Annotated in this window: 9 protein-coding genes; 4 read left to right on the plus strand and 5 right to left on the minus strand. The window is 71.9% G+C overall.

Annotation, left to right across the window (positions count from 1 at the left end; all coding sequences use genetic code 11):
• The first annotated feature begins 386 nt into the window (after positions 1 to 386).
• From ispG to BLV01_RS06905, 3 genes are all read left to right on the plus strand, one after another.
• On the plus strand, positions 387 to 1,664 hold the full coding sequence (ispG, locus tag BLV01_RS06895) for a flavodoxin-dependent (E)-4-hydroxy-3-methylbut-2-enyl-diphosphate synthase (protein WP_091795784.1): 1,278 nt from the start codon (positions 387 to 389) through the stop codon (positions 1,662 to 1,664).
• Positions 1,661 to 2,422 carry a phosphatase PAP2 family protein gene (locus BLV01_RS06900; protein WP_091795787.1) on the plus strand — a complete coding sequence of 254 codons (762 nt, stop codon included), beginning with the start codon at positions 1,661 to 1,663 and terminating at the stop codon, positions 2,420 to 2,422. The genes ispG and BLV01_RS06900 overlap by 4 nt, the downstream gene beginning before the upstream one ends.
• A gap of 374 nt (positions 2,423 to 2,796) precedes the next feature.
• Entirely contained in the window at positions 2,797 to 5,328 is a 2,532-nt protein-coding gene (locus BLV01_RS06905; RefSeq protein WP_091795790.1) for a S8 family serine peptidase, read from the plus strand.
• A 210-nt stretch (positions 5,329 to 5,538) separates the two neighbouring features.
• Here the strand turns inward: BLV01_RS06905 and BLV01_RS06910 are convergent, their stop codons facing one another.
• Positions 5,539 to 5,937: a hypothetical protein gene (locus BLV01_RS06910; RefSeq protein WP_091795793.1), complete on the minus strand. Its 399-nt coding sequence runs from the start codon at positions 5,935 to 5,937 to the stop codon at positions 5,539 to 5,541.
• Between the two features lie 340 nt (positions 5,938 to 6,277).
• Between BLV01_RS06910 and BLV01_RS06915 the strand changes: the two genes are divergently transcribed.
• On the plus strand, positions 6,278 to 7,369 hold the full coding sequence (locus BLV01_RS06915) for a GGDEF domain-containing protein (RefSeq protein WP_091795796.1): 1,092 nt from the start codon (positions 6,278 to 6,280) through the stop codon (positions 7,367 to 7,369).
• Positions 7,370 to 7,513: 144 nt separating this feature from the next.
• Here the strand turns inward: BLV01_RS06915 and BLV01_RS06920 are convergent, their stop codons facing one another.
• From BLV01_RS06920 to murB, 4 genes are all read right to left on the minus strand, one after another.
• Complete coding sequence (locus tag BLV01_RS06920; protein ID WP_139178536.1) at positions 7,514 to 8,146, minus strand: hypothetical protein; 633 nt, start codon at positions 8,144 to 8,146, stop codon at positions 7,514 to 7,516.
• 13 nt (positions 8,147 to 8,159) lie between these two features.
• Positions 8,160 to 9,563: a pectinacetylesterase family protein gene (locus tag BLV01_RS06925; RefSeq protein ID WP_217633457.1), complete on the minus strand. Its 1,404-nt coding sequence runs from the start codon at positions 9,561 to 9,563 to the stop codon at positions 8,160 to 8,162.
• Between the two features lie 398 nt (positions 9,564 to 9,961).
• The gene (locus BLV01_RS06930) at positions 9,962 to 10,849 is read right to left on the minus strand and encodes a DMT family transporter (RefSeq protein WP_091795936.1); all 888 of its coding nucleotides are present in this window, start codon (positions 10,847 to 10,849) and stop codon (positions 9,962 to 9,964) included.
• Positions 10,850 to 10,890: 41 nt separating this feature from the next.
• Complete coding sequence (murB, locus tag BLV01_RS06935) at positions 10,891 to 11,931, minus strand: UDP-N-acetylmuramate dehydrogenase (protein ID WP_091795803.1); 1,041 nt, start codon at positions 11,929 to 11,931, stop codon at positions 10,891 to 10,893.
• Between the last annotated feature and the right edge of the window lie 9 nt (positions 11,932 to 11,940).

Genomic DNA, 11,940 nt, shown 5'->3' on the forward strand with positions numbered 1-11,940 from the left:
GCGAACGATAGCGGCGCCAGCCGCCCGGAGCGAAACAGTTGCACCGATGTTAACCGGTCCAGTCGCAGGCTTCCGGGGCGGGCTTTGCCGAGTCGGATCGGAAGGCGTCGGGCCTGAAGGCCCGCCCATAAGAACGCCTGCGTTCCTGCCTGACCGTCATCCCCGCGAAGGCGGGGATCCAGAGACTTCAGCGCCATGCCTGGGTGAAGCCCTGGATCCCCGCCTTCGCGGGGATGACGTCCTGGAGGGGCGCGCGCTGTTGCGGGCGGGGCTTCCGGCCCGACTGCCCGCCGCCCGAGCCTGCGTGGCCCGACCGCGCTGCGGCCTCAGCCGCGCTTCACCCCCGCCGCACCTGCGCCCACCGCCCCGGCGCTACAATGCGCCCCATGAATTCCGATGCCGTCCTGCCCTGCGCCACCCCCGATTTCGGTCCCCTGCCGCGCCGCCTGACCCGCGAGGTCAGGATCGGCGGCGTCCAGGTCGGCGGCGGCGCGCCGGTGGTGGTGCAGTCGATGACCAACACCGACACCGCCGACGTCGCGTCCACCACCAAGCAGGTCGCCGAACTGTGGCGCGCCGGTTCCGAACTGGTGCGCGTCACCGTCAACACCGTCGAGGCCGCCGCGGCGGTGCCGCGGATCGTCGACAAGCTGGCGATGATGGGCATCGACGTGCCGATCATCGGCGACTTCCACTACAACGGCCATCAACTGCTCGCCGCCGAGCCGGCCTGCGCCGAAGCCCTGGGCAAGTACCGCATCAACCCCGGCAACGTCGGCTTCGGCAAGAAGAAGGACAGCCAGTTCGCGACCTTGATCGAGTTCGCGATCAAGTACGCCAAGCCGGTGCGCATCGGCGCCAACTGGGGCTCGCTCGACCAGGCCCTGGCCGCGCGGCTGATGGACGAGAACGCCACCCGCGCCGATCCCTGGGACGCCGGCCGGGTGTTGCGCGAGGCGCTGATCCGTTCGGCCCTGGACTCGGCCGCGCGCGCGGTCGAGCTGGGCCTGCCGGCCGAGCGCATCGTGCTCAGCGCCAAGGTCAGCGGCGTGCAGGAACTGATCGCGGTGTATCGCGAACTGGCCACGCGCGGCGACTACGCGCTGCACCTGGGCCTGACCGAGGCCGGCATCGGCAGCAAGGGCATCGTCGCCTCCAGCGCCGCGCTCGGCGTGCTGCTGCAGGAAGGCATCGGCGACACCATCCGCATCTCGCTGACGCCGGAGCCGGGCCAGTCGCGCAACAACGAAGTCATCGTCGCCCAGGAACTGCTGCAGACCATGGGCCTGCGCGCGTTCACCCCGATGGTCACCGCGTGCCCGGGCTGCGGCCGCACCACCAGCACCTTCTTCCAGGAACTGGCGCAGACCGTGCAGGAACACGTGCGCGCCAAGATGCCGGAGTGGAAGATCACCCATCCCGGCGCCGAGAACCTGACCCTGGCGGTGATGGGCTGCGTGGTCAACGGCCCCGGCGAATCGCGCCACGCCAACATCGGCATCTCGCTGCCGGGCACCGGCGAGGCGCCGTCGGCGCCGGTGTTCGAGGACGGCGAGAAGACCGTGACCCTGCGCGGGGAGAACATCGCCCGCGAATTCGTCGCCCTGATCGACGGCTATGTCGAGCGCCGCTACGGCGCGCCGGCGGCCGGCGGAGCGGCGTGAGCGAGGACCCGCGCGTCGCGCCGCCGCGCTCCGACGAGCAGCGCGCCGCGCGCCGCCGCGGCCCCGGCGACAGCGCGCTCGAGCAGGAGGCCCGCTTCGGCGCCGCGCTGCTGCGCCGCCACGGCTGGACCCTGCTGCTGGTGTTCGCCGGCCTGCTGCTGCCGCTGTGGGCCTTCGCCGAACTGGCCGAGGAGATCCACCGCCAGGAAGCCATCGTCTTCGACGTGCCGGTGCTGGAGTACGCGCACGGGCTGTCGCGGCAGAGCCTGGACCTGTTCTTCAGCGTGATCGCCAAGCTCGGCTACCAGTGGGGCGTGGTGCCGTTCGACATCGTGCTGGTGATCGCGCTGACCGCGCTGCGGCGTTTCCGCGAGGCCAGCTATGCGGCGATCGCGCTCGGCGGCTCGGGCCTGCTCAACATCGCCGCCAAGCAGTTCTTCGCGCGCGAGCGGCCGTCGCTGTGGGAGTCGATCGCGCCGGAGCACAACTACAGTTTTCCCAGCGGCCACGCGATGGGCTCGATGACGCTGGCGGCGGTGCTGATCCTGTTGTGCTGGCCCACGCGCTGGCGTTGGGCGGCGATCGGCTTGATGGTGCCGTTCACCGTCCTGGTCGGCTTCTCGCGCCTGTACCTGGGCGTGCATTTCCCCTCCGACATCCTCGCCGGCTGGGCGGTGGCCACGGCCTGGACCGTGGCGGTGTACCTGCTGGTCTATCGCGGCGGCCTGCGGCGGCCGTGGCAAGCGCGCGAAGGCTGAGCGCGGCGGTTCGCCCGCGCGCGGGCGCCCGCATCCGCGACGCGACGACTGGTTTAGCCAAGTGAAGTTGCAGCGCCGCAACACGCCGGCGGCGAACATGTAACCGAATGCGTTTTGTGCGCGGGGTCACGCCCAAATTCTGCCGGCTCGCGCAGTGTTGGGCGTGGGTAGGAAGGCTCGGTTCCGCGCGGCGACGCCGCGCGCGGCACGGTGGCAGGAGCGATCGGCCGGTGCGTCCGCACGACGCGCCGGTTCACGGACGACGCTCGATCACGGCGATCCCTCCCGACCCGCCCCCGGAACCGCGACCTGCCTGTTGACAGGGGACAGGCGGGCTGCGGCTTCTTCGCGAACGATACGTGGAGGACCACCCGATGCCCAACGCAAAGAACCGGCTGACCATCGCCATCGCCCTCGGACTGAGCGGGCTGACCGCGCTCGCCGCGGCCGCCGCCGTCGGCGGCCTGAACCGGCCCGCCGCGCGCGCCGACGCTTCGGTCGGCGGCGCGCCCGCGCCGCAACGCGCGGCCGCGGCCGATCCCGCCGGCCAGCGCTATGTCGTGCTGTACCAGGAAGCGCCGCTGAGCACCTACAACGGCGAAGTCGCCGGGCTGGCGGCGCCGCAGCGCGTGGCCGGCGCGCAGAACGCCAACAGCGCCGCCGCGCGCATCGCCGGCGGCGGCAGCGCGCGCATCGACCTGCGCGGCGCCCAGGCCGGCAAGTACCTGGGCTATCTCGACAACGCCCAGCGCAACCACGAACGCAGCATCGCCGCCGCGCTCGGACGCACGCTCAAGGTCGAACGGCGCCTGCGCCATGCGGTCAACGGCGCGGTCGTGCAGATGAGCGCGAGCGAGGCCGCGCGCGTGGCCAAGCTGCCCGGCGTGGCGCTGGTGCAGGCCAGCCGCGACCATCCGCTCGACACCGACGTCGGCCCGCAGCTGATCGGCGCGCCGGCGCTGTGGAACGCCAAGCCGACCAAGTGGCGCGGCGAAGGCGTGGTGGTCGGCATCCTCGACACCGGCATCAACTTCGGCAGCCCGGCGTTCGCCGCGGTCGACGACAGCGGCTACCGCCACGTCAATCCGAACGGCGCCGGCCATTACCTGGGCACCTGCGCGGCCGGCGGCGTCGACGAAGGCCGCTGCAACGACAAGCTGATCGGCGGCTGGGACTTCGTCTGCGGCGAGCCGGCCAACATGTGCGGCCAGCCCGGCATCCGCGAGGAACCCGGCTTCGGCGACACCAACGGCCACGGCAGCCACACCGCCTCGACCTCGGCCGGCAACGCCTGGACCGCCAACTACAAGGGCCGCGACATCCGCATCTCCGGCGTCGCCCCGCACGCCAACATCGTCGCCTACGACATCTGCTACACCGACGCCGCCGGCCAGGGCTGGTGCCCGGATTCCGCCGCGCTGGCGGCGATCGACCAGGCCATCGTCGACGGCGTGGACGTGATCAACTACTCCATCGGCGGCGGCGACAATCCCTGGGGCGAGGCGGTATCGCTGGCCTTCCTCAACGCTTCCGACGCCGGCATCTTCATCGCCGCCTCGGCCGGCAACAGCGGCCCGGACCCGAGCAGCAGCGGCCATCTGCAGCCGTGGGTCTCGACCACCGCGGCGAGCACGCACGGGCGCGGCACCTTCGCCACGCTGATGCAGATCACCGGCCCCGGCGCGGTGCCGCCGGACCTGCAGGCGGTGCAGCTGTACGACGGCAGCGGCGGCGTCTCGCTGAGCGCGTCGGTCCCGCCGAACACGCCGGTGCGGATCAGCGCCGGCATCGACAGCGCCGACGACGGCTGCGCGGGCTTCGCCCCCGGCGCGTTCGCCAACGCGATCGCGGTGGTGCGGCGCGGCACCTGCAATTTCTCGGTCAAGGCCAACAACGCCACCGCGGCCGGCGCGATCGCGGTGGTGATCGCCAACAACCAGCCCAACGTGACGACCCCGAGCGTGCCGGGCACCACGGTGCCGGTGTTCCTGGCGGCGCAGGACGACAGCGACGCGCTGCGCGACTTCGCCGCCGGCAACGGCAACAGCTCGACCGGCGGCATCGGCTATCCGCCGACGCCGATACCGAACACGCCCGACCTGATCGCCGATTTCAGCTCGCGCGGCCCGGGCGGGTTCAACCTGATCAAGCCCGACGTGGCCGCGCCCGGCGTCAGCATCCTGGCGGTGCTGTCCGGCACCACCATCAGCGGCAGCGAGAACCTGGTCGGCCTGCTCAGCGGCACCTCGATGGCCTCGCCGCACCAGGCCGGTTCGGCGGCGCTGCTGCGCCAGGCGCGTCCGCACTGGACCGCGGCGGAGATCAAGTCGGCGCTGATGATGACCGCCAAGGAAGGGATGTTGCTCGAGGACGGCGTCACCGCGGCCAATCCGTTCGACACCGGCTCGGGCCGGATCCAGGTCGACCAGGCGGTGAAGTCCGGGCTGGTGCTCAACGAGACCACGGCGCGTTACCGCGCGGCCGATCCGGCCGCCGGCGGCGATCCGGCCCAGCTCAACCTGGCCAGCATGCAGCAGCAGGACTGCAAGCGTTCGTGCACGTTCCAGCGCAGCTTTCGCCATGCCCAGAGCGGCTTGCCGGAGCTGTGGCTGGCGCAGGTCGAGGGCGTGGACGGCATCGCCTTCCCGCCGGTGTTCGTGTCCGCGCCGGGCAGCAACACGCCGGTCAGCGTGTTCGTGCTCAGCCGCAAGTACGCCGCCGACGGCAGCTGGCACTTCGGCAAGCTGCAGCTCAAGCCGCTGCTGAGCCGCAAGTCGCCGACCCTGCACCTGCCGATCGCGGTATCGGTGCCGGCGCCGACGGCTGCGGCCGCGGCCGCGCCGAAGGCGGCGCGCGCCGACAACGCCGGCGCCCGGCCGGTGGCGCCGGAGCCCAGCGCGCGCTGAGCCGCGTCGCGGCCGGCCCGTTGCGGGCCGGCCGCGATCTCGCCATTGGAGGCGGTAGCGAACGATCGCCGGGCCCCGTGTGGGCCCGGCGTTTTCATGTGCGGCGGTTGCCGAACGCCGCCGGGCGCGGGCCACCGCGCTGGCCCGCGACGCGTTCGCCCGCGGCGACGTGGGATCCGCGCATCGAGGCGGGCCGGCGCCGACGCGCCGCTACCACTCCCGCCACGGTTCGGTCGGATCGTCCTGGCCGCGCAGCGCGCCGATCCCGGCCAGGGCGCTGCGCACCAGTTCGCACAGGCCTTCGCGCTGGTCGGTCTCGATCAGGTTGTAGCGGCAGCGCGCGTTGAGCGTGTTGAGCGCGCGCACGGCCTGTTCGACCGCGGCCCGCGCGGTGCGGTCCAGTTGCGCGGGGGAGGGCACGCGCTCGCCGTCGACGACCGCGTTGCGCAGCGCGGCGAGGAAGGCGTCGATGACGCGCTCGCACTCGTCGATCTCGGCCGCGCCGTAGCCGGCGTCGGCGCCGTCCTGGGCCAGGTCTTCCATGTAGCTGCGCATGCCGTCGAGGATCTCGTGCTTGAGTTCGACGTAATCGTTGGTCTCCACCTGCACCCCGTTGCCTCCTCGTCGCGAGCGCGCCGTGCGCGCCCCGCGCGACGACCGCAGCGCGAGTCTAGCCGCGCGACATTGCAGGCGAAGGAAACCGCGCCGTGCCGGCGTCGCGGCTGCGCTGTGACCGCCATCGCCGCTTCGCCGATCCGTATGCGCCGGCGCTTGACGGCGGCGCACGCGGCGGTTCCGCGAGCGGGCTGGCGCGGCCGCTGCGGGCGCCGCGCCGGCTCTTGCTAGACTGGCCGGCGCCGGTCGCCCGCGTCGATGCGCGGGCGGCCGCGCGAGCCCCGTTTGGAAGCCGACCGCGCTGCGTCGCGACCGTCATCGTCCGGACACCGCCGTGCAAAGACCCGAAACCCCCGCCAACGAAGCCCGCCGCCTGCAGGCGCTGCGCAGCTACGACATCCTCGACACCCCGCCGGAGCGCGACTTCGACGACCTGGTGGCGATCGCCGCGGCGGTGTGCGACACGCCGATCGCGCTGGTCAGCCTGATCGACGAACAGCGCCAGTGGTTCAAGGCCCGCACCGGCCTGGCCGCGGCGCAGACGCCGCGCGAGCTGGCGTTCTGCGCGCACGCCATCCTGCGTCCGGACCAGACCCTGGTGGTGCCCGACGCGCGCGACGATGCGCGCTTCGCCGGCAATCCGCTGGTGCTCGACGATCCCAACATCCGCTTCTACGCCGGCGCGCCGCTGGTGACGCCGGACGGCCATGCGCTGGGCACCTTGTGCGTGATCGACACCAAGCCGCGCGGCCTCGCCGACAAGCAGCACCAGGCCTTGACCGCGCTGTCGCGGCAGGCCTCGCGGGCGATGGAACTGCGCCGGGTGAGCCGCGCGCTGGTGCGGCAGTTGCAGGAGAGCGAGTGGTACGAGCGCCGCCTGCTGCAGTACCAGTGCGAACTGGAGGCGAGCAACGCGGCGCTGGAGGCCAGCAACGCCGATCTCGCCGCGCTGACCCGCACCGATCCGCTCACCGGCTTGCCCAACCGGCGCGCGTTCGCGCTGGCGCTGGAGCAGGCGGTGGCGCGCAGCCACGCGGCCGCGCCGCTGCAGGTGGCGCTGCTGGACATCGATCACTTCAAGACCATCAACGACGTCCACGGCCATGCCGAGGGCGACCGGGTGCTGCTGGCGGTCGCCGACGCGCTGCGGCTGTACGCGGCCGGGCCGAGCAGCGTGGCGCGCTACGGCGGCGAGGAGTTCTTGTTGCTGTTCGAGGCGCCGCAGGCGCAGGCGCAGCTGCACTGCGAGTTCGTCCGCGAGGCCATCGCCAACCTGCCGCTGGGCCTGCCGTTGACGGTGAGCATCGGCCTGGCCGCGTACCGCACCGGCGAGGAACCCGCGGCGACCTTCGCCCGCGCCGACCAAGCGCTGTACGCGGCCAAGCGCGGCGGGCGCAACCGGGTGGTGCTGGCCGAGGCCGAATGAGCGCCGCGCCGCGTCGCTCTGAGTGGGAGAGCCTTCAGGCCCGACGCTGTGCGCCCGGATCGCGATGATCTGGGCGCACAGCGTCGGACCTGAAGGCCCTCCCTCGCCTCCGATGCACCGGGGCCGGCAAGCCAGCCGCCAAGTTCAGCGGTAGATGCGTTCGCGCTCGGCCTGCAGGCGCTGGCGCAGGTATTCGTCGCGGGTCGCGCCGCCCGGGATCTGCCGCATCGCCATCACTTCGGCGACGATCTGCGCCTCGCTGCGCTTGTAGGCTTGGAACTTCGGATCGCGCGCCTGCTGCTCGACGAAGGCCTGTTCGTGCTGCGCGGCCTGGCTGCGGTAGCGCTGCGCCAACTGCTGCACCAGCAGCGCCTGGCGCGCCTCGTCGGGCACGGTGGCGCGGATCAGGCCCACGCGCAGCAGCATGGTTTCGCCGGCCGACAGTTCGCCGGCCTGCTCGTAGCGGTCGACCTGCGCCTGCAGGGCCTGGGCGCGCCGCTCGCGTTCGGCCGGCCCCAACGCGGCGGCGTCGCGGAAGAAGCGCTTGGCGTCGTCCTGGAATTGCCGGCGTTGCTGGAAGCGCTGGCCTTGCGGGCTGGCCAGCATCGCGTGCACGCCGGTGCCGCCGCCCGCGGCGGACGCGTCGCCGGCGTCGCCCCCGGCCTGCGCCGCCACAGCGGCGCGGCTGGCGGAAAACGGCCACGAGCCCAGGCTGACCGCCGCGGCGAGCGCCGCGACGGCCAGGGCCAGGCCCAGCATGAGAGTGTTTCGCTTCATGCCGCCGCGCCGGTCAGATCAGCTGGTCCACCAGCCAGTACAGGAAGTTGAAGGGCTTGGCCTTGTCGGCCGCATCGCTGGTCTCGCTGGCGTCGAGCACTTTGCCGTTGCCGTCGAGCACCGAGTCGATGAAGTTCTTCAGCTCCAGGTTCTGCGCCTGCACGTCGCCGTTCTTGAAGTCGACGATGGTGGTGCAGTGGCTTTCGTTGAGCGCGCGGTACTGCGGGAAGTAGCCGCCGAAGTTGTCCAGGCCGTTGAGGCGCGCGGACAGGCGCTGGGTATCGGTGCCCCACTTGGCGTGGATCAGCGCTTCCTTGGCCGCCTGGTTCGGGGCCTGGGCGATGTCGTCGTGGAAACGCTCATAGGAGTACGACGAGTAGTTCAGGTCCTGCCAGAAGTGGGTGTGGCCGAGGCGGTCGCCGGCGTGCTTGCTCGACAGCGCCGGGTAGATCGATCCCAACTCGTTGAGGTCGATCTGCGGCAGGCCCGAGGCGAGGAAGGCCAGCGGGCCGTTGGGCGCGTCCAGGCCCCACACGTCGCGGATCTTGGTCATCAGCGGCTGCGACGGGTACTCGGCCGGGTTGCCGTTCTTCGGGGTCGGGAAGATCGGGCCGGAATCGTCGATCAGGAAGCCGTTGGTCGGCGCCAGGTCGGTGCGGATCGAGTCGTAGGAAATCAGGCTGCCGGCGCCGCCGGCGCTGCAGCCGGTGCTGAGCATCTGGCCCGGGCGCGGCAGGTTGTCCTTAAGCCAGGCGGTGATCGCGCGGGTGTTGCGCAGGCCGTTGTGGTGCCACACCAGCGGCGGCTTCTGCCCGCTCGGATCGTCGTACACCGCGACCTTGTCGCCGCTGTAGATGTCGCCGGTGCAGTAGGGCACGTAGACCATGTTCCAGTTCTGGGTCTTGACCGCATCGAACGGGCTGACGCGGGTGACGAACGGGCTGACCAGGCTGGCGCCGGGGTTGAGCAGCTTCATGTAGTCGTCGGGCACGCCGTTGGGATTGCGCGCGCCGCGCACGCCGGTGGCGCCGGTGCAGCTGGCGTAGTCCCAGCACGCGCCGCCGCCTTCCATGTAGATGATGGTGTTGGTGGTGTTGGGGACGCGGTTGACGAAGATCTTGTACGGCGAACCGTTGCCGCAGATCGCGCCGGTCTCGGCCGGCAACTGCACGGTCTGCCATTGGTAGTAGGCGGCAGGGTCGAAGCCGCTGGCGCGGCCCGCGTCGGCGCTCAGCAGCGGGTACTGGCCGGTGCGCTGCTTGGGTTGGACCTTGTTGTCGGGCTTGGGCGGGGACACCAAATTCTTCAGGGTCTGGAAGAACCCGTAATCGCCCTGTTCGGCCTGCGAGGGCAGGCTGGAAAACGCGACGGCGCCGCCCATCAGGGCGACGGCGACGTAACGGCTCAATGCGGCCATGATCTCTCTCTCCTGTGATCGTCATGAAGGCAGAGCGAAACGCGCATCCGGCGCGTGCTAGGGCGTGCGCGCGGCCGGTTCCTCTCCGTACTGCTGCGTCTGGATAACGGTGGGGAGATGACGGGTCAATCGGCGCCGGCGGCGTTTTTCGACCGCGGGCCAGATTGGCCGCGAATGGGGCCGCGGGTGGCCGTTTTTGCCCCGGTGGCGGTCACGCAACCGGGCTCGGCGGGGCGATGGTCGTGCGCTGCAACATGTGACCGGGTTCGATGAATGCGTCGATGTGCGCGCGATCAAGCGCGCTGCGTGACGCGGATCGGCCACGCCCGCGCAAGCCCTTGCGGGAGCGGGGCAGGCCGCGACCGCGACGACTCGACGACCGCCAATTCCGCAAAAAACTACTCGCCCGGCGCCGCCCCCGCCGTGGCCGCGGCCGACGCCTTCTTGCGCGCCAGCAGCGCCTCGCGATGGGCGATGTACGCGTTCGAGCCGAGGATGATCGCCGCGCCGATCACCGTGTAGCGGTCCAGGCTCTCGTTGAACCACAGCCAGCCGGCGATCGACACCAGCGGCAGCTGCACGAAGCTGATCGGCGTCAACGCCGAGACTTCGCCGAGCTTGAGCGCATGCGTCCACAGCACCTGGCCGCCGGTGCCGAACACGCCGGCGGCGGCGATCCACGCCCAGGCGACGCCCTGCGGCCACTGCCACACGAACAGCGCGGGAATCAGCGACATCGGCACCCAGAACGCGTAGGTGTACAGGACGATGGTGTTGGCCGAGTCGATCCTCGACAACTGCTTGATCTGGATCGAGATCATCCCGCCGAGCACCGCCGCGGCCAGCGCGGCGAGGCTGTCGACCGAGAACTCGGTCGAGCCGGGGCGCACGATCACCAGCACGCCGAGGAAGCCGGCGGCGACCGCGGCCCAGCGCCGCGCGCGCACCTGTTCGTGCAGGAACAGCGCCGCGGCGATGGTGACGAAGATCGGGGTGGAGTAGGTCAGCGAGATCGCCTGCGCCAGCGGCAGGTGGCCGATCGCCCAGAACCCGCACAGCATCGACACCATGCCGATCGCGCAGCGCACGAAGTACTTGGGCAGCTGGCGGGTGCGCAGTTCGGCGCGGCGCGCGCTCAGCAGCAGCGGCAGCACCGCCATCAGCCCGAACAGGTTGCGGAAGAACGCGACTTCGAAGGTATGCAGCGATTGCGAGGCCAGGCGGATGGCGATGGCCATGACGCCGAAGCTCAGCGTGCTCGCCAGCATCAGGCCGGCGGCGCGCATCGGTTGCGTCGGCGCGGGCGCGGCGGCGGGCGCGCCCGCGCTCACCAGCGCGCGCCGACGATGCGCGGTTCGGGCTCGATCGCCACCCCGAAGCGTTCGCGCACCGAGTCGGCGATGCGGCGGGCGAGGTCGAGCAATTGCGCGCCGCTGGCGCCGCCGTGGTTGACCAGCACCAGCGCGTGCGCGGCGGAGACGCCGGCGTCGCCGTCGCGGTGGCCCTTCCAGCCGCAGCCGTCGATCAGCCAGGCGGCCGAGAGCTTGCGCGTGGCTTCGCTGTCGCCGCGGAACGCCGGCATCGACGGGTATTGCGCCAGCAGCGCCTGCGCCTGCGCCGCCGGCACGATCGGGTTCTTGAAGAAGCTGCCGGCGTTGCCGAGCACGGCCGGGTCGGGCAGCTTGCGCCGGCGGATCGCGATGACCGCCTCGGCGACGTCGCGCGGGGTCGGCGCGGCGACGCCGCGCGCGGCCAGTTCCTCGCCGATGCCGGCGTAGTCGAGCCTGGGCGCGGCGTGGCGCGGCAGGGCGAATTCGACCGCGGCGATCAGGTAGCGGTCGGCCTCGCGCTTGAACCGGCTGTCGCGGTAGCCGAAGGCGCAGGCGGCGTTGTCGAAGCGGTGCCACTGGCCGGTGGCCGGCTCGTAGGCTTCGACCGCATGGATGAACTCGCGCACTTCCACGCCGTAGGCGCCGATGTTCTGGATCGGGCAGGCGCCGACGGTGCCCGGGATCAGCGCCAGGTTCTCCAGCCCGGCGTAGCCCTGCTCCAGCGACTGCATGACCAGGCCGTGCCAGGGCACGCCGGCGTCGGCGCGCAGGATCGCGCGCTCGCCGTCGTCGTCCAGCGCCTGCACCCGGCGGCCGCTGAGTTCGAGCACCGCGCCGTGCGGATCGCCGGCGAACAGCAGGTTGCTGCCGCCGCCGATGGCCAGGGCGAGGCCGTCGCGCAGCGGCGGCGCGGCCAGCGCCTCGGGCAGGGCGCGGGCGTCGTCGACCGACACCAGCCAGGGCGCGCGCGCGGCGACGCCGAAGGTATTGCGGGCTTGCAGCGGCGCATCGCGCACGATGCGGACGTTCGGGCTCATGCGCGCGCG

The organism is Lysobacter sp. yr284 (genome assembly GCF_900107375.1).
GTDB lineage: Bacteria > Pseudomonadota > Gammaproteobacteria > Xanthomonadales > Xanthomonadaceae > Lysobacter.

What these genes read in the sequence shown, in the direction of transcription:
- BLV01_RS06905 (WP_091795790.1), top strand. Translation starts at nt 2,797, where the DNA reads ATGCCCAACGCAAAGAACCGGCTGACCATCGCCATCGCCCTCGGACTG.
- murB (WP_091795803.1), bottom strand. Translation starts at nt 11,931, where the DNA reads ATGAGCCCGAACGTCCGCATCGTGCGCGATGCGCCGCTGCAAGCCCGC.
- ispG (WP_091795784.1), top strand. Translation starts at nt 387, where the DNA reads ATGAATTCCGATGCCGTCCTGCCCTGCGCCACCCCCGATTTCGGTCCC.
- BLV01_RS06920 (WP_139178536.1), bottom strand. Translation starts at nt 8,146, where the DNA reads ATGAAGCGAAACACTCTCATGCTGGGCCTGGCCCTGGCCGTCGCGGCG.
- BLV01_RS06925 (WP_217633457.1), bottom strand. Translation starts at nt 9,563, where the DNA reads ATGGCCGCATTGAGCCGTTACGTCGCCGTCGCCCTGATGGGCGGCGCC.
- BLV01_RS06930 (WP_091795936.1), bottom strand. Translation starts at nt 10,849, where the DNA reads ATGCGCGCCGCCGGCCTGATGCTGGCGAGCACGCTGAGCTTCGGCGTC.